This window comes from Microvirga guangxiensis (assembly GCF_900102135.1).
In the GTDB taxonomy this organism is placed as follows: domain Bacteria; phylum Pseudomonadota; class Alphaproteobacteria; order Rhizobiales; family Beijerinckiaceae; genus Microvirga; species Microvirga guangxiensis.
In genome coordinates, this window is sequence record NZ_FMVJ01000006.1 from 219,192 (window position 1) to 235,330 (window position 16,139).

Genomic DNA, 16,139 nt, shown 5'->3' on the forward strand with positions numbered 1-16,139 from the left:
GATGGATACGAGAACCGTGGACGATATTCACGTTCCTCAGCAAAAGACGTCGTGGCTGGAGTTCATCAAGGCTCATTTCCGGGACTATGGCATGTTGCTCGCACTCCTGGTCATCATGCTGTTTTTCCAGGTCGCGACGGACGGAACCCTGCTGCGACCGCTCAACCTTACGAACCTCGTTCTGCAAAACAGCTACATCGTCATCATGGCATTGGGCATGCTGCTGGTCATTGTAGCTGGGCATATCGATCTGTCGGTTGGCTCGATTGTCGGCTTCGTTGGTGGTCTGGCAGCCATGATGATGGTGAAATGGGGCTTTGATCCGGTCACCACGACCATCGCCTGCTTGGCTGTCGGCGGCCTTATCGGCGCGGCGCAAGGGTATTGGGTCGCATACTTCAAGGTACCGTCCTTTATCGTGACTCTTGCGGGCATGCTCGTCTTCAAAGGACTTACGCTTGCGCTCCTTGGCGGCATGTCGGTCGGGCCCTTCCCCGTGGGATTCCAACGCCTGAGCTCCGGCTTCATTCCCGACATCTTTGGAGGGCAGGGGTTCAACTACACAGCGCTTTTTATCGGCATCGCGAGTGTCATCGCCATCGTCTATTTCAGCGTTAGAAGCCGAGCCAATCAGCTCAAGCATGATGTGGAGACGGCCCCGTTCGGCCTTTTTTGGGCAAAGAACGTTCTTCTAGCCCTGCTTGTGATCACTTTCTGCTATCTCATGGCCACATATCGTGGCCTGCCGAATGTGCTGGTCATCATGGCTGTCCTGATCATCCTCTATGCCTTCGCGACCAATCGCACGACTATCGGTCGCCGGATCTATGCTCTCGGCGGCAACGAGAAGGCGGCAAAGCTCTCAGGCATCAAGACGGAACGTCTCACCTTCCTGACCTTCGTGAACATGGGCGTGCTGGCAGGCCTTGCAGGGCTGATTTTCGCGGCCCGACTCAACACGGCGACGCCGAAGGCGGGCCTCGGCTTCGAGCTCGACGTGATTGCGGCTGTCTTCATCGGCGGGGCCTCGGCCACCGGTGGCGTCGGCAAGGTGACCGGGGCGGTGATCGGCGCCTTCGTCATGGGGGTCATGAATAATGGTATGTCGATCCTTGGCATCGGAATCGACTATCAACAAGTGATCAAGGGTCTCGTGCTGCTCGCGGCCGTATCCCTCGACGTCTATAACCGGAAGAAGTAACACAGAGCCCTCGCTTTATGGCGGGAGACTGGGGCGCTGAGTGCGGCTCGCTTTGTTTGCAAGCGGGCAGGGTGCTTTCGAGCCTGTACACGGAATGGAGAAATGCCGATGACGAAGAACTATATTGCAGGTGAATGGGTTGGAGCGTCCGAAGCGTCGCCGAACCTCAACCCGTCCAACACCAATGACGTGATCGGAGAGTTCGCTCGCGCTTCCGCCGCAGAGGCTCAGGCCGCCATCGACGCGGCCTATGCCGCGTTTCCTGCCTGGTCCCGCTCCACCATCCAGCAGCGCCATGACATTCTCAAAGCGGTCGGCGATGAAATCATGGCCCGCAAGGATGAGTTGGGACGCCTGCTCTCCCGTGAGGAGGGCAAGACGCTTCCGGAAGGCATAGGCGAGGTCACCCGCGCAGGCCAGATATTCCAATTCTTCGCGGGCGAATGCTTGCGGATGGCGGGCGAGAAGGTGCCGTCCGTACGCCCGGCCATCGATGTCGAGATTACCCGCGAGCCGGTGGGTGTCGTTGGCCTCATCACCCCTTGGAACTTCCCCATTGCCATCCCGGCCTGGAAAATCGCCCCGGCGCTGGCCTATGGCAACACAGTTGTGTTCAAGCCAGCCGAACTCGTGCCGGGCTCCGCGCATGCTCTCTCGGAGATCATCATCCGCGCCGGTGTGCCCGCGGGCGTGTTCAACCTTGTGATGGGCAAGGGCTCGGTGGTGGGCGAAGCCATGCTGCAGAGCCCGAAGGTTTCCGCAATTTCCTTCACCGGTTCGGTGCCGACGGGGCGTCGCGTGGCCCAGACTTGCATCACCGCCGATCCGATGAAGAAGGTTCAGCTCGAGATGGGCGGCAAGAACCCAATGGTGGTGCTTGACGATGCCGACCTCAAAGTGGCTGTCGAATGCGCTATCAATTCCGCTTTCTTCTCAACAGGTCAGCGCTGCACGGCGTCTTCTCGCCTGATCGTGACGGAAGGCATCCATGACCGCTTCGTGGCTGCCATGCAGGAGCGTATGCAGGGCTTGGTGATCGATGATGCGCTGAAAAGCGGAACCCATATCGGTCCCGTAGTGGATCAAGGTCAGCTCGACCAGGATCTCAAATACATCAAGATCGGTCAGGAAGAGGGCGCCAAGCTGATCGCCGGTGGCGAACTCCTGAAGCGCGATGCCCCGGGCTTCTATCTATCACCGGCTCTGTTCACGGAAGTGGACAATCAAATGCGCGTTGCGCGTGAGGAAATCTTCGGGCCTGTGGCGACCGTAATCCGCGCGAAGAATTACGACGAGGCACTGGAGCTCGCCAACGATACGCCGTTCGGCTTGTCGTCCGGCATCTGCACGACGAGCCTTAAATATGCCAGCCACTTCAAGCGCAATGCGGAGGCTGGCATGGTGATGGTGAACCTGCCGACGGCAGGCGTGGATTATCACGTGCCGTTTGGCGGGCGGAAGGGATCATCCTACGGCCCGCGTGAGCAAGGCCGCTACGCTCAGGAGTTCTACACCACCGTGAAGACGGCATATGTCTTCGACGGCAATGGTCCCTACGTACCGAAGACCAAAGGCAGCGAATAAGCCTTTATGAGAGGCGTTGCAGTGTTAGCACGCTGCAACGCCAGCACTGTCTCTGCAGAAACGAGAGTTCCATGTCTCAGACGATTTACGGTTCCTTGAAAGACAAAGTGGTTCTCATCACCGGAGGTGCGAGCGGCATCGGTGAGAGCATCGCACGGTCGTTCCATGCGCAAGGAAGCAGGGTCGCTATCCTCGACTACAATGCCGAGGCCGGTGAGGCCCTGGTGAAGGAGCTTGGTGAGCGTGTGCATTTTGAGCACAACGACGTGCGTGATGTGCCAGCTCTGCAAGCTGCAATCCGTCGAGCGAGCGAGAGGCTTGGCCCCATCACTATCCTCGTCAACAATGCTGCGCGAGACGACCGTCACACCATCGATCAGGTGACGCCGGAATATTGGCGTGAGCGCTTCGCGACGAACCTCGATCACCAATTTTTCGCAGCTCAGGCTGTTCTGCCTGATATGGAGAAGGCCGGAGGCGGTTCCATCATCAACATGGGCTCGACCAGTTACATGGTGAGCGACGATTCCTTCGCTGCCTACAAGACGGCAAAATCGGCAGTCGTTGGGCTCACACGCGCACTCGCTCGCGAACTCGGCCCCAAGAACATCCGTGTGAATTGCCTCGTGCCGGGCTGGATTATGACCCAGCGCCAGATAGACCTCTGGCTCACTCCTGAAAGCGAGAAGGAGCTGCTCAAGCGTCAATGCGTGAAACGCAAGCTCGTGCCCCAGGACATTGCGAATATGGCGCTTTTCCTGGGCTCGGACGATTCCAGTGCCATGTCGGCCCAAACATACATGGTGGATGGTGGTTGGGTGTAATGCCGGACCTATAGCGAAATAAAAAGCCGGTGCCAGACGCCGGCTTTTTTGTTGCCTACAAGAGCTTTCAGCCGAAACCCAGGAAAATCCATCCGGCCTTACAGCCAAGCTGACGCGTTATCGCCACGTTTGATCTGAAAATACCCTTCAAACAAAGGGGATGCCATGATCGCTCGTCTCGCCCTCGGCTGCGCAATGGTCGCCTTTACCTTGCCCGCAGCCGCTTCAGACCGCGCCACCATCGATACTCTCGTTTCCCAGCACGCCAAGGCCTATGGTGTGCCCGAGGCTTTGATACATCGAGTCATCAGGCGGGAGAGCGGTTACAATCCCCGTGCGACGAACCGCATTTATTATGGCCTCATGCAGATCAGCCATGCCACGGCACGCGGCATGGGCTATAGGGGCTCCGCATCAGGCTTGCTCGACGCCAATACCAATCTCACCTATGCGGTCGCCTATCTTGCCAACGCTTACCGGGTGGCTGGCGGGAATCATGATCGAGCTGTCGCCCTTTATGCGGGTGGCTATTATTATGTGGCCAAGCGGAAGGGCCTTCTGGGACAGCTCCGGACGGCGATGAGCGATCCTATCGCTACCGGATCAATCTCGTCTGCCTCCGCTGAAGCAGCACGTTGAGGTTGCGCATACTGACGCTGATTGATCTGCGGAACGAGGCGCCCATGCCCTAACCGTCGGGCTGGTGGAGTCGCCGTTCTTTCTCTTAGCTCAGACCGTGCTTCGATAACTCACTCGCGGGAACATTGGTCTTAGGCGGCACGTTGGTCGATGCCATCTTTCTCAGCGCCGAGCCCCGCATGTCAGCCACCCCATACATACCTTATTGCGGCTCTCCCCCCGTTCCCGGTCAGCTGACCTGGAACACGGACCCTGCGCTCATCGCAATCATGAGCGGCGTTATCGCCTTATATGCCCTGGGGCGCCGCAAACAGGAGAGGCCAGACAGATACCGGCAGTCATGCTTCTATGTCGGTTGGATCCTTGTCGCGGCTGCGTTGATCTCGCCCCTGTGTAACCTCAGCGTTGCCTTGTTTTCAGCCCGGGTCACCCAGCATATGGTCCTGACGCTGATTGCAGCTCCATTGGTCGTTCTTGGGCGTCCCGGGGAAGTTCTCTTGCGGCTGCTCCCCAATCGCGCGCCGGCCAACATTTCTCTACAAAGTGGTGCTCTTCCGGCCATTGCGACAGTCAGTTTCGCAATCTCTCTCTGGGTTTGGCATCTGCCCGGACCATATGATCTCACGCTTCAGAGCGATCTCGCTTACTGGGCAATGCACCTCACTATCTTCGGAACGGCGCTGCTTCTATGGTATGCCTTGTTCGAGCGCTTGGGTTGCATCTCCATTGCACTGCTGGTGGGTTTCGGGACTACGGTGCAGATGAGCCTCCTGAGTGCCCTTCTGACGTCAGCGCCTCGTCCGCTCTTCAGCTCACATTTTGGGACGACTTGGCCCTGGGGGCTTTCACCTGTGGAGGATCAGCAGCTCGGCGGGCTCATCATGTGGGTGCCCGGAGGGACGCTGTTCACGGTGATAGGCGTGGTCGCTTTTGGAGCATGGCTTCGGGCATTGTCTGTGCAAGCAGATGGCACGAAGCTGTATAAACCATAGCCGATCCAGCACTACACTGTCCGAATCCGGTCGCGTGCTGGCTCTTCATCAATGCCGAAAAGCCTGAGAGCTGGTTCGGAATCAGCTCTCGGGTTTTGCGATAGGGCATATACATCTCGACCAGACCTTCATCACAAGAACCGTATTATTTCTCGACAATAATCCGATCACGGCCTTGACGCTTGGCCCGATAGAGAGCGCTGTCTGCGCGAGCAACCAGCATCTCAATGCGGTCTGTACTACCAGGCGGGAGGGTGGCCAACCCAACGCTCACCGTGAGGCGTCCAGCAATGCCAACGGGGTGTGGGATGCCTGCCTCTTCAAGAGACGTCTTGATCCTCCAGGCAATCTCCAAGGCGCCTGCGTGGTCCATATTCGGGAGGATCAGGGCGAATTCTTCGCCACCATAGCGGGCCGCCAGATCAATGGGCCGATGCGCCGCATCCGACAGAATGCGTGCAAACTGTCGGAGAGCTTCATCGCCGGCTTGGTGGCCTGCGTGATCGTTGAGGGCCTTGAAATGATCGAGGTCCAGCATCAGCAGGGACAGCGGCTGCTGCGTACGTTGAAAGTTCTGCCAGGCTTCATCGAGGGCAGCATCGAAGGCCCGGCGGTTAGCCAAGTCGGTCAATCCATCTCTCTCGGCTGCGCGCTTTAAATCCCGATTGTGGCGCCATAGCTCGAGTTCATCCATTGCGATCTCGCCAAGATCCTTCAAGGGAGACAGATTGAACCTGTCCAAGGGTTGTGGTTCACGCTTTAGGATGCATAGCGAGGCAACCGCGGCCCCATTCTCTGTCAGAAGCGGGACGCCGGCGTAGAAATGGAAGGGGAGAAGGGGTACGACAGGGTGCCCTCTGAGCCTAGAGTCAGTCTTCATATCGCTTACGACAAGGGGCTCCCCGGACGAGATCACGATCTGGCAAATGGACCGGTCGCGCTCTATCCATGGGGCTATACCTTCGCCATGAATGGATTTCATCCATTGGTATCTGTCGTCGATGAAGCCAAGGAAAGCCGCATCGGCTTCGTAAAAATGAGAAGCAAGTCGTGTGATCCGATCAAACCGCTCGTCACGTGGCGTGTCGAGGATTCCGCAGGAGAAAATGAAATCGAGCCGCTCGTTTTCATTGGATGGCGGCTGGGGCACGGCAAACACGTTAGGCGTCCTGTCAGGCAGCAAAACACTGGTTTCTCGCCATCCTTAGCGAGTTTATCCAGGCTTTCAAAGGCTGCTCGATCGTTATTCAGGGGCTGGGGCAGAACCCGAAAATCCTGCTTTAAAGCGCCTTGGCCTTAATCCGCCTGCATAAGCGGGTTCTGGAAAAGTCTTTGAGCCTGGTGAAACAATCATGCGATTGCCAAGTTGAAGCAACTGAATTATCTTCCGGTAGGCTTAGTTTGAGAGAGGGAGGGCTGCATGGCTGTGAAACGCTTGCTGAACATACCTCCCGCGCCCGGGCGCTAGATCCGGTTTCGCGGGACACCCGGTCCCGCATGCATAAGTCTTCTTATCATTTTCGTTGATCGAGCAGCTGTTGGCCTTTTGGCATGGCCTCTGCGCTGCTTGCACACGTTTTCAGGAGAGGCGCGCCCAGGCGCAGCCTGTTCATGCCTATGATGAAACAAACCAAGCGCGGTGATGCTACCCGCGACGTATTGAGATTCACTTTCCGACACTGGCGTGACGAGCCCCGCTATGTAACGCTCGTTATCGCCACGATCATGACATCCACACTTGCGGATGTCTTCATGCCTGTCTTCGCGGGCCGTCTGGTGGATGCCATCGCCGCTGGCGGAGGCCGCCAGGATGCCCTGAACGCAGCTCTCGTTGCCTTCGCGATCATGACAGGTCTCGGCTTTGTCACGATCGTGATGCGCCATTTCGCCTTCTACGGCATCGTGGAGCTGACCTTACGCATCATGGGACGCGTCGCGCAGGATGCTTTCGCACGTGTGCAGCGTTTCTCCACGGATTGGCATGCCAACAGTTTCGCGGGTTCCACCGTACGCAAGATCACGCGCGGTATGTGGGCGCTCGATCTTATGCACGATACGCTCCTTCTTGCTTTGTTGCCTTCGCTCACGGTGCTTGCAGGCTCCATGGTTGTGCTTGGCCTGCGCTGGCCCATCATGGGGCTCGTCATTGGGCTGAGTTCACTGGCTTACATCGTGATGACGGGTTTACTGGCCACCCGTTATGTAGCTCCGGCAGCCCGGCTCGCAAACGACTGGGATACCCGTATGGGCGGCACCTTGGCGGATGCGCTGAGCTGTAATCCCGTGGTCAAGGCCTTCGGAGCGGAGAGCCGGGAGGATGCCCGCCTCACTCGGGTCATCGGCAAGTGGCAGAGCCGTACCCGTCGCGTCTGGCAACGGGGCACCAACAGCGGCACGGTCCAGTTCATCGCGCTGCTCGGCATCCGTGTCGCCATTATCGGCACGGCCATTTGGCTATGGTGGAACAACCGTGCGACACCGGGCGATCTGGCGTATGTACTCACCACTTACTTCGTGATCCACGGCTACCTGCGTGACGTCGGCATGCACATCAACAATCTGCGTCGCTCCGTGAACGATATGGAGGAGTTGGTCGCCATCACAGGTGAGAAGATTGGTGTTTTCGATCGTCCTGGCGCAGGTGCGATCCGGATCGAACGCGGGGAGGTGGAGTTCGACCGCGTGACCTTTCATTATGCGGGCCACGACACGCCGCTCTATGAGGACCTGTCGCTTACCATCCACGCCGGCGAGCGCGTGGGCCTAGTCGGGCCATCCGGTTCCGGCAAGACCACGCTCGTCAAGCTGATCCAACGCCTTTACGACGTGAATGGCGGTGAGATCCGCATCGATGGGCAGAACATTGCCAATGTGCGCCAGTCGTCCCTGCGTTCGCAAATCGCGATTGTGCAGCAGGAGCCGATCCTGTTTCACCGTTCGCTCGCAGAAAACATTGCCTACGCCAAGCCCTGTGCGAGCATGGATGAGATCGAGCGAGCCGCTCGTCTTGCCAATGCGCATGATTTCATCTGCAATCTGCCGAAGGGCTATGCAACCCTCGTCGGCGAACGCGGCGTGAAGCTCTCCGGTGGCGAGCGCCAGCGCGTGGCCATCGCGCGGGCGTTTCTCGCCGACGCGCCGGTCCTCATCTTGGATGAGGCAACCTCGGCCCTCGACTCGGAGCTGGAGGTCCAGATCCAGCAGGCAATGGAGCGGCTGATGGTGGGACGTACCTCCATCGTCATTGCTCACCGACTTTCCACCGTGCGTAGTCTCGACAGAATTCTTGTATTCGAGAAAGGGCGGATCGTGGAAGAGGGCGACCACGACAGCCTCTATCATAGAGGCGGACTCTATCGCCGTCTTTGCGCGCACCAAGGGCTGGATTTTGCAGGTGTCAAGCCGATGAGGCTTATGGCGGAGTAAAGCTCGGCCATAAGCCTGCGTCTCTGGCAGCCATTGCCGGAGAGGATCAAGTCAGGGAGAGACAGCCCCCGAGACGGACTGTCCCAGACTATCGACATGCCCTCTGAAGTTCGCTCGAGTCTGCGGATCGACAACCGCAACCGGGGCGGAGACGGCAAGCCCAGCAGCTGTCCCGACCGCTGCGGCGGCTCCTGTCGTGACTTGGATGATACGGTCGCCCACGCCGACGCGGGAATCGGTCAATATCTGGCCCTCTGCCAATTCCCGCCCGATGATGCGCACAACTTCGGGGCTTTCGGCGTATTTGCTGTGGTTCAGCGGATCGCCCGATTGAAGTTTGGACAGGTTAAGCACCGTGATGCCTGCCTGCTCCATCTGGCTGCGATATGGCTCCTGTTCCGGATCGATTGCGCCGAGCCGGATGGAATCCCCCCATATTCGGCGAGAGATCGCCAACGCCCGATCGTCCTGCGACACGAAAAGCGTGAAGCCAGGTCGGTTTTTTCCCATATCCATAATCGCCTCGCGGAACAGGCCGACATCCACGTCGGGCGCTGCAAGCAGGACGTTCTTGATCTTGGGCGCGACATTGCCGTCACGGATTGCCATCTGCCGCAATGCTTCAAGCGTTACCCAGTTGCCCATGGAATGCGCGAGGATCGAGATTTCTCCGACGTCGGGAGACCGAGCGAGCGTACGCAGTGTCGCTTCCAGCGCGTTGCGTGAGTAGGTGTTACTCTCCCGGTCATAGCCATAGGCAAGCACACTGCCGCGGGATGGCCAGGTAAAGAGCACAGGCGCCACAGGCGTGCCTGCATCGTGTACGATCTGAGCGAAGCGGAAAACCGCATCATCGAAGCGGTTATTAAAGCCGTGAATGAACACCAGCACATGGCGCCTGGGAACCTGCCGGGTTGTGCGCTTGACCCATGCTAATGCTTGCGCGCGGTCGATTATATCTGCCTTGAGGGTCACGAAGTCTGTGGCCGGATTGCCCGGCACGCTACGTGGCCATTGGACATCGCCCTGTTTACGATTTGCTTCTGGAGGAATGGAAACGGTGAACTCCGCAAACGAGAGCTGCGGACCTCTATCGCCCGAGAAGAACTCGGCTGGGTCGGTCGCCTGCATGCGGGTGGTGGTGACCAGCATGTCGACTCGGCTTGTCCCAGGAGCCGTATCCTCGACAGGCAACAAGGTTCCACGCAGCTCAGCACAGGCAGGCAATAACAAAACCAGGCTCATGCAAGCCGCACGGCATATCGAGAATTTCCATGCGCAGGTTCGGTTCGCCACTAGCCACATCGTTAAGCCCCCACCGGCCTTCTGAACCCATTTCGGTTTCGGGACCGCGCAAGTCCTTTTGTCTCGAATGCCGCATTCGAATGCAAGCCCGATTGCGGAGAGGCTGGGGAATAGCTCGCTTGCATCCTCGCCTCGCACCAAGCGTGCCATCACCAAGCCGTCAAGTTTCAGGGTTTCATCTGAAGCTGCGGGGATGGGGAGGGTTATTTCCTAGGCGCCTTAGAGACGCAAGGTCATCCAGAATTCCCGGGAGCAGAGAGAAACCCACGAGGTCCATAGAGATTCTGTCTTAGGTGTGGATGCTTACCGGAGTGACCCGCGAACCTGTTGAGCTAAAGAGATCACCATGGAGCCGCAAACCCTCGGCCGGCCTCCCGCTGTTCCAACTTTGCCGGGAGAAAGCATTGAAGCGCCATCTTCTGGCGCGGCGAGAGCGGAAACCCTGCTCGAAGCAGTCGGGATTATAATCTTTTTGGCTCTTATAATCGGCGCGATCGTTACTCTCGTCCGACACCGGCAGCGCTGATGTCGGGCATCCCATGATTACTGAGTGTGCGAGCTTGAAGAGCTCTGAACATTTTCTTGGTAGAGACAGACGGCTTCGCGGACTTTGCAATGATTATAGTCAGGCTTCACAGCCGAATGGAGGAGGCCTGAACTAAACGTGCCTATCTTGCGCTAGGAGCAGACGGCGCACTTGCGCGTGCGCCTCGGCCAGGGCCACGCACATCGCGGGCAGGGCGCTTGGGTGCAGCGATCAAGCCGTCACGAATGGCCTGCTTACGGGTAAGTTTGCGCGCACGGCGCACAGCTTCTGCTTTCTCGCGGGTTTTTCTCTCTGACGGCTTCTCATACGCCTTCCGCGCCTTCATCTCGCGAAAGATGCCTTCACGCTGCATCTTCTTCTTGAGCGCTCTGAGAGCCTGATCGACATTGTTGTCTCTGACAAAAACCTGCAAAGGATGTCCTATTTCTTTTAACTAATAAGGGATGACGCGTTGCTCTTCTGCAAGCGCGAGCAAAGGTTGCTTAGGCGTCGCGGATCTCGCTCTCGCGGACAGCTCTCTCGAGCGCTCCAGATCTAATTCGATACGAAAGCTCTCCAGTTTGATCTGCGGGCATCAGGCGGATGATTTCATAAACATTCGCTGAGTTGAGGCGCGCATCAGACACTCCGGGCTGCTTCATCCGGACCATCTGTTTGATTTTGAACTTGTGAGACATGGAGAACTTTCCTGAATGAGTGATTGAACCGGCTCAGTAAAGCCGGATATTTCGCTTACCTAACACGCTTGATGCTGGAGATTGTGCCTTCCGGCAGGGAGCCATTTTCCTGCTGAGCGCGTGCGATCTGGTTGACTGCCCGATTGTCGTTAGCCTTCGCAAGATCGTCGATCCACAGATAGGCGGTACGGGCATCGTCGAAATTGACAGCGAAAATCACCGATTTTGCAGGTGTGCTTTTCCGGAACATGCTCATTGGAACCTCACTGATGTGCCTGCCGTCTAAAAAATGAGGAAACCGCTCCGGCAGGCAAGCGGGTTAATGGCGGTGCTTCAGTTCGTTGTAGGCCGCTTCAATGTCATCCAAGACGGTCGCCCCAGACCGCTTATTGACGAAGGTATTGAGCGAAACTCCCTGTCCCTCAACAGATTCGCTTAGAGCAAAGCGCTCAATTGCGATGAGACGACACTTCCGTGTTTCTCAATACCTGGAGAGGAAGGCACTTAGTCGCGAAGATGGGTTGGACCGTATGCCCAAACCAAGTCGATAATATTAAATAGGATCAATATGATGAAATTTCAAGGCGTTATAGCGGCATATACCTTTTGCTTCCTGTCGATATCTTCGAAAACTGACGGGAGTGCTCTTATTTTGGATCCAGGTGCTGTTCGACTGTGCCCTTGTCGCCGGGGCATCGAAAACCGCAAGGCAAGCTCTGCCCCCGAAGGCTTCAGTAAGTTCAATGGACCGAGCTCATTGGAATACGGGATGAGCAAGTGGGAGAGGTCTCAGTTGAGAGACCTCATCCGGGGAGAAGTATGAGCCTTGATTGGGAGGGTATGCTCCACTTCAGCGTCGACTTCCTGGTCGATAATCTCGGCCAGGACCATCGTGTCCTCTTCGTTCATAGCGGTAGCAGGGTAGATCTGGAACTCACTGTTGCTTTCGACAACAATCGCGTCACGTCCGAACCGCAGAACACAGTTGGTCTGACGCATGAGCCAGTCCGGTACCAAATCGCCAGCTTCGAACGTCCAAGTTTTTTCAGGCATATTGAACCTTTGTGCGGCTGATGATTCTCAGCCAGTACATTGATTAACGGCGCCGAAACTGCGGACGGCGCGCGCCTGCCGGGCGGGGAGCACCCGAACCGCTGTCTTTATGGCGAAAGATAAGACGACCCTTATCGAGATCGTAAGGCGACATCTCGACGGTGACGCGGTCGCCCGCGAGCGTCTTGATGCGGTTCTTCTTCATCTTGCCGGCTGTGTAGGCAACAATCTCGTGCCCGCTTTCCAGCTTCACGCGATAGCGAGCATCCGGCAGGATCTCGACGACTTCGCCTTCGAAAGTGATCAATTCTTCTTTGGCCATAACGGAAATCCTTTGCTGAAAACAAAAAAGCCGCTCCTGAGGGGCGGCTTTGCCAAGCGGCATGGCGCACCATGCCGCTTGCTGGAGAGACGGAGATTTACGCCGTCTGGATGTTATTGACGGCGACCTTGCCGGAACGGCGATCTTCAGCCGTGTCGAAGGTAACCTTCTGGCCTTCGCGAAGGCCACGGATGCCGGCGCGCTCAAGAGCGGTAGCGTGGACGAACACGTCCTTCTCGCCGTTGTCAGGCTGGATGAAGCCGAAGCCTTTTTGGTCGTTATAGAATTTTACGGTGCCCGAAATCATGGGAATATCCTTGTAGTCTATGCGTCAGTGCACGTGAGCCCGAAGGCGTGCGAGAGCACGACCTCAGTCTCGGGTTCGTCGATGTTTGGGAGAGTGTCTGAACGTGCGCCTGGCATGCCAAGGCGTAACGGCCCGATTGTCCGGCCAAATGTCGATGAAGGAATACCTAGAGCCCTATTGGGGCGATTACAAGGCATTCCGCGAAAATAGTTGCGGCGCTTTACAAATATCCCACCGATAATTTAGCCGGCGACAAGCGAAATTCCCTGAAATATTTGAAATATTTTGTCCCCTCGTGGGCGCTAGATCTAAGACATTTCCTCTCCAATTCTGGAATGTTCTTGCACTGTTCGAATTTGTGCCCCATATTAGGTTCATTCGATCCGACATGTTCGGGCTGCTCTCCTTTGCTCTGATCGAGCGCCGAGCCTGCTTTCCGTTCCCACGATTGTTATCTCCATGGTCCGCCTACCTAGGCGGACCTTTATCGACCCTTGCATTCCCTGCATTGAGTCGAAACCGACACTGCTGCCTGTGCTTTAGCCAGAGCGGCCAAAGGAATTTCTATGACGACATCCAATCAAACCTCGCTCTCTAAAAAGAAGCCTCTATCTGCAAAGGCTGCCCCACAGGCGAAGACTGAACCCAAGCCGCAGCCGACCGGCTTGTCTCGAGAAGAAGTCCGCCAGATTGTGCTTGAAATGATCGGTTAACCGCCGACCGGCACGATCTCTCATCGTGCATATGAATATGAGACCGAGCCTGTTCTCGGTCTCTACGTACACCTAACTATGTATCGGGATGTTGGCAGATAACTGCGCTGGCGCTTATCCCTGGAGCCAGCGTCTTCGGTCTCAACAGATTGCGTATTCTAACAGAGATCAACGCCTGTCAGAGCTCTGCATCCTGCCCCGGCTTGGCGCTGTCGGGCGCTTGCGCATCCTTTACGGTGATTTTGACCGTGTGGCTCTCCACTTTGCCGCTGGCAGACCGGACCTCGTAGGCGATCTCGTCAGTGCCTTTGTAGGCAGGTTTCGCCTTGTAGAAGATACCTTGCGCAGTGGCCTCCAACTTCGGACAGCGGGTGATCCTGCCCGCTTTGAGTTTCCCATTGCGCACGTTCAACTCGCCATTCCTCGGCGGGGTCAGAACTCGGATCGTAGGCAACGGCCCGGATGTGCAGTCCTTTTGCACGTTACCATAGACCCCAAGACGCTCTTGCTTCCCAGCAACAACCTCTGCACTCCGGAAGGCGCTGTTGCTCTGGGCCCAAGCGGCGCCATTACACACAGCCAGCATGACAGCACCGATAGACGCAACGACGAGGGATTTCACGGGGACCATTCATGAATTCCTTTCTAAGAATAATCTCGGAGCGCAACGAGGCCATCTTACAACGGCCTCGTTGCGCTTGTTATTCAGTGTTTCCGGTCAGCGGATCCGACTGTCTTGCGCCGGGCGGCTCGGCGAGAGAGCATGTTGAGACCTTCGATCAGGGCCGAGAACGCCATGGCGGCATAGATGTAGCCCTTCGGAACGTGTGCACCGAAGCCTTCCGCGATCAAGGTCGTGCCGATCATCAAAAGGAAGCCCAGGGCCAACATCACGACCGTCGGGTTGTTGTTAATGAACTGAGCCAGTGGATTGGCCGCCAGAAGCATCGCCGTCACGGCCACGATCACGGCGATCACCATGATCGCGACATGATCCGTCATGCCCACTGCCGTGATGATGCTGTCGAGAGAGAACACGAGATCGAGCAGCAGGATCTGGGTAATTGCCGATCCAAAGGTCATGGTAGCTTTGGCGGTGTCGAAGACATCATCGGTGGGGGTAGGGTCCACGTTGTGGTGGATTTCCTTGGTCGCTTTCCAGACCAGGAATAGACCACCGCCAATGAGGATCAGGTCTCGCCAAGAGAAGGCATGCCCGAACACGCTGAACACCGGCTCCGTGAGCGTGACGATGATGGCGATGGTGCCCAGCAATCCCAGGCGCAGGATGAGCGCCATGCCGATGCCGATGCGTCTCGCCTTCGAGCGCTGATGCTCAGGCAGCTTGTTGGTCAGGATGGAGATGAAGATCAGGTTGTCGATGCCGAGCACCACTTCCATCACAACGAGGGTCGCCAGCGCCACCAGAGCAGCCGGATCGGTTATCCAGGAGAAGTCCATCAAGGGTCCCTTTCGATCTATGATCAGGAGGATTTCGTTCGCGGATGAGCCGCGGGAGTGTCTAGTTTTTGGGGCAGCCAGTTACGTTTCGTAGGCCCGAGGGCAGCGCCGTATAAGGCTCTGCGTCGCCGCTTTCTCGCATGCGAAAGCTGGCGAAAGCCTATCCTAGGTCGTAGAAGGGTGCAGGGCCGATCTCTGCGGCCGGGGGTGGTCTTCGGGCCTATTTGTCCAGCAGCCGGCGGCTCATTCTGAGCCCAGAATCCCGGCCGCTCCCGACGGGAATTGACGAGGTCTTTTCTGCATGGACTTCGACCCATAAGCGGAGCTGTTCCTTCCTCCAAGATGATCGAAGGTGTGGCTGCAGGGTTCATTTTCAACTTCCTCATCCGAGGATAACCCACAGCTGGTCGAGAAAGGCATTGATGCCGGCGAAGATGGCCGATGAGATCACCGCGAGGATCAGCAGGCTACCGATGGCGGCGAGCCAGCCGATGAGTGTGGCAAGCCCATCCCGCTCAAGAATGCCTAAAGCAAAGACGGAGATCGCAAAGGCAGGGGGCATGTTTCCGAACGGGATTGGCAGGAACAAGATAATGGCCAGCATCAGGCAGACGGCGCCAACGATGCGCTCTGGGAGGGGATGAAGCAATGCACCGAGACGAGGGCGGAGGAAGCGCTCCGTCCTGTGCAGGATGGGGCTGAGCTTTGTCGTCAGCAGGGTGAAAAAATCACGGGAGATCGACCGCTCACGAATAAAGCGCGGCATCCACAGGGTAGGGCGTCCGAGCATCAGCTGAGCCGTGACGAACAGAAGAGGCGCGCCGAGAACAGCTGACATACCGGGAGGAAGCGGAAGCACGTTGGGAGCAGCAAACAGGAGCATCAGGGCGCCGAACGCACGGTCGCCGAATGCTTCAAGCACATCGCCAATCCTGATTGCCGCACTGGGGCGGCTGGAGAGGTCGCTCAAAACCTCAGAGAACCGTTGTCGGGACTCCACATCGTCGTCCGGTGGCACGACGGTGGAGAAACTACTTGAGGGGGCGGGCATGAGTTTGCCTATAGGGTTTCGGGTGAATTAGAGCGAC

18 protein-coding genes are annotated in these 16,139 nt (G+C 57.3%); 7 read left to right on the plus strand and 11 right to left on the minus strand.

Annotation, left to right across the window (positions count from 1 at the left end; genetic code table 11):
• Nucleotide 1 precedes the first annotated feature (1 nt).
• From mmsB to BLP10_RS12025, 5 genes are all read left to right on the plus strand, one after another.
• Complete coding sequence (gene mmsB / locus BLP10_RS12005) at nucleotides 2–1,201, plus strand: multiple monosaccharide ABC transporter permease (protein ID WP_091134684.1); 1,200 nt, start codon at nucleotides 2–4, stop codon at nucleotides 1,199–1,201.
• Nucleotides 1,202–1,303: 102 nt separating this feature from the next.
• Nucleotides 1,304–2,785 carry an aldehyde dehydrogenase family protein gene (locus tag BLP10_RS12010; protein WP_425286951.1) on the plus strand — a complete coding sequence of 494 codons (1,482 nt, stop codon included), beginning with the start codon at nucleotides 1,304–1,306 and terminating at the stop codon, nucleotides 2,783–2,785.
• Between the two features lie 71 nt (nucleotides 2,786–2,856).
• Entirely contained in the window at nucleotides 2,857–3,609 is a 753-nt protein-coding gene (locus BLP10_RS12015) for an SDR family NAD(P)-dependent oxidoreductase (RefSeq protein WP_091134689.1), read from the plus strand.
• A 195-nt stretch (nucleotides 3,610–3,804) separates the two neighbouring features.
• Complete coding sequence (locus BLP10_RS12020; RefSeq protein WP_425286953.1) at nucleotides 3,805–4,248, plus strand: transglycosylase SLT domain-containing protein; 444 nt, start codon at nucleotides 3,805–3,807, stop codon at nucleotides 4,246–4,248.
• A gap of 143 nt (nucleotides 4,249–4,391) precedes the next feature.
• A complete protein-coding gene (locus tag BLP10_RS12025) occupies nucleotides 4,392–5,240 on the plus strand; it encodes a cytochrome c oxidase assembly protein (protein ID WP_139165487.1) in 849 nt (282 codons plus the stop codon).
• A 145-nt stretch (nucleotides 5,241–5,385) separates the two neighbouring features.
• Here BLP10_RS12025 and BLP10_RS23950 read toward each other — a convergent pair whose 3' ends face one another.
• Nucleotides 5,386–6,399, minus strand: coding sequence for a sensor domain-containing diguanylate cyclase (locus BLP10_RS23950; protein WP_091135074.1), 1,014 nt, complete (start codon nucleotides 6,397–6,399; stop codon nucleotides 5,386–5,388).
• 452 nt (nucleotides 6,400–6,851) lie between these two features.
• Here BLP10_RS23950 and BLP10_RS12035 point away from each other — a divergent pair, with 452 nt between their 5' ends.
• Nucleotides 6,852–8,666, plus strand: coding sequence for an ABC transporter ATP-binding protein (locus BLP10_RS12035; protein WP_175493895.1), 1,815 nt, complete (start codon nucleotides 6,852–6,854; stop codon nucleotides 8,664–8,666).
• A gap of 51 nt (nucleotides 8,667–8,717) precedes the next feature.
• On the opposite strand, the gene BLP10_RS12040 is transcribed toward BLP10_RS12035, so the two are convergent.
• The 7 genes from BLP10_RS12040 to BLP10_RS12070 form a co-directional block, all read right to left on the minus strand.
• The gene (locus tag BLP10_RS12040) at nucleotides 8,718–9,818 is read right to left on the minus strand and encodes an alpha/beta hydrolase (protein WP_342026113.1); all 1,101 of its coding nucleotides are present in this window, start codon (nucleotides 9,816–9,818) and stop codon (nucleotides 8,718–8,720) included.
• An 821-nt stretch (nucleotides 9,819–10,639) separates the two neighbouring features.
• Complete coding sequence (rpsU, locus tag BLP10_RS12045) at nucleotides 10,640–10,930, minus strand: 30S ribosomal protein S21 (RefSeq protein WP_091134696.1); 291 nt, start codon at nucleotides 10,928–10,930, stop codon at nucleotides 10,640–10,642.
• Between the two features lie 70 nt (nucleotides 10,931–11,000).
• Nucleotides 11,001–11,195 (minus strand): hypothetical protein, encoded by a 195-nt coding sequence (locus BLP10_RS12050; protein WP_091134698.1) that lies wholly within the window; start codon nucleotides 11,193–11,195, stop codon nucleotides 11,001–11,003.
• 55 nt (nucleotides 11,196–11,250) lie between these two features.
• The gene (locus BLP10_RS12055) at nucleotides 11,251–11,451 is read right to left on the minus strand and encodes a hypothetical protein (RefSeq protein WP_091134700.1); all 201 of its coding nucleotides are present in this window, start codon (nucleotides 11,449–11,451) and stop codon (nucleotides 11,251–11,253) included.
• Between the two features lie 533 nt (nucleotides 11,452–11,984).
• A complete protein-coding gene (locus tag BLP10_RS12060; protein WP_091134702.1) occupies nucleotides 11,985–12,248 on the minus strand; it encodes a hypothetical protein in 264 nt (87 codons plus the stop codon).
• A 43-nt stretch (nucleotides 12,249–12,291) separates the two neighbouring features.
• Entirely contained in the window at nucleotides 12,292–12,570 is a 279-nt protein-coding gene (gene infA, locus BLP10_RS12065; protein WP_091134704.1) for a translation initiation factor IF-1, read from the minus strand.
• Nucleotides 12,571–12,667: 97 nt separating this feature from the next.
• Nucleotides 12,668–12,877 (minus strand): cold-shock protein, encoded by a 210-nt coding sequence (locus tag BLP10_RS12070; protein WP_091134706.1) that lies wholly within the window; start codon nucleotides 12,875–12,877, stop codon nucleotides 12,668–12,670.
• Nucleotides 12,878–13,443: 566 nt separating this feature from the next.
• Between BLP10_RS12070 and BLP10_RS23180 the strand changes: the two genes are divergently transcribed.
• Nucleotides 13,444–13,590, plus strand: coding sequence for a hypothetical protein (locus BLP10_RS23180; RefSeq protein WP_175493897.1), 147 nt, complete (start codon nucleotides 13,444–13,446; stop codon nucleotides 13,588–13,590).
• A gap of 178 nt (nucleotides 13,591–13,768) precedes the next feature.
• Here BLP10_RS23180 and BLP10_RS23375 read toward each other — a convergent pair whose 3' ends face one another.
• The 3 genes from BLP10_RS23375 to BLP10_RS12085 all read right to left on the minus strand — a co-directional run bounded on the left by BLP10_RS23375 (nucleotide 13,769) and on the right by BLP10_RS12085 (nucleotide 16,102).
• Nucleotides 13,769–14,212 carry a 4-aminobutyrate aminotransferase gene (locus BLP10_RS23375; RefSeq protein ID WP_139165489.1) on the minus strand — a complete coding sequence of 148 codons (444 nt, stop codon included), beginning with the start codon at nucleotides 14,210–14,212 and terminating at the stop codon, nucleotides 13,769–13,771.
• A gap of 83 nt (nucleotides 14,213–14,295) precedes the next feature.
• The gene (locus BLP10_RS12080; protein ID WP_091134710.1) at nucleotides 14,296–15,051 is read right to left on the minus strand and encodes a TerC family protein; all 756 of its coding nucleotides are present in this window, start codon (nucleotides 15,049–15,051) and stop codon (nucleotides 14,296–14,298) included.
• 382 nt (nucleotides 15,052–15,433) lie between these two features.
• Nucleotides 15,434–16,102 (minus strand): exopolysaccharide biosynthesis protein, encoded by a 669-nt coding sequence (locus BLP10_RS12085; RefSeq protein WP_091134712.1) that lies wholly within the window; start codon nucleotides 16,100–16,102, stop codon nucleotides 15,434–15,436.
• Nucleotides 16,103–16,139: the final 37 nt, after the last annotated feature.

Coding starts and splice junctions, on each gene's coding strand:
- mmsB (WP_091134684.1), top strand. CDS start 2: ATGGATACGAGAACCGTGGACGATATTCACGTTCCTCAGCAAAAGACG.
- BLP10_RS12010 (WP_425286951.1), top strand. CDS start 1,304: ATGCCGATGACGAAGAACTATATTGCAGGTGAATGGGTTGGAGCGTCC.
- BLP10_RS12015 (WP_091134689.1), top strand. CDS start 2,857: ATGTCTCAGACGATTTACGGTTCCTTGAAAGACAAAGTGGTTCTCATC.
- BLP10_RS12020 (WP_425286953.1), top strand. CDS start 3,805: ATGGTCGCCTTTACCTTGCCCGCAGCCGCTTCAGACCGCGCCACCATC.
- BLP10_RS12035 (WP_175493895.1), top strand. CDS start 6,852: ATGCCTATGATGAAACAAACCAAGCGCGGTGATGCTACCCGCGACGTA.
- BLP10_RS12040 (WP_342026113.1), bottom strand. CDS start 9,818: ATGCTGGTCACCACCACCCGCATGCAGGCGACCGACCCAGCCGAGTTC.
- BLP10_RS12050 (WP_091134698.1), bottom strand. CDS start 11,195: ATGTCTCACAAGTTCAAAATCAAACAGATGGTCCGGATGAAGCAGCCC.
- BLP10_RS12055 (WP_091134700.1), bottom strand. CDS start 11,451: ATGAGCATGTTCCGGAAAAGCACACCTGCAAAATCGGTGATTTTCGCT.
- BLP10_RS12060 (WP_091134702.1), bottom strand. CDS start 12,248: ATGCCTGAAAAAACTTGGACGTTCGAAGCTGGCGATTTGGTACCGGAC.
- infA (WP_091134704.1), bottom strand. CDS start 12,570: ATGGCCAAAGAAGAATTGATCACTTTCGAAGGCGAAGTCGTCGAGATC.
- BLP10_RS12070 (WP_091134706.1), bottom strand. CDS start 12,877: ATGATTTCGGGCACCGTAAAATTCTATAACGACCAAAAAGGCTTCGGC.
- BLP10_RS23180 (WP_175493897.1), top strand. CDS start 13,444: ATGACGACATCCAATCAAACCTCGCTCTCTAAAAAGAAGCCTCTATCT.
- BLP10_RS12080 (WP_091134710.1), bottom strand. CDS start 15,051: ATGGACTTCTCCTGGATAACCGATCCGGCTGCTCTGGTGGCGCTGGCG.
- BLP10_RS12085 (WP_091134712.1), bottom strand. CDS start 16,102: ATGCCCGCCCCCTCAAGTAGTTTCTCCACCGTCGTGCCACCGGACGAC.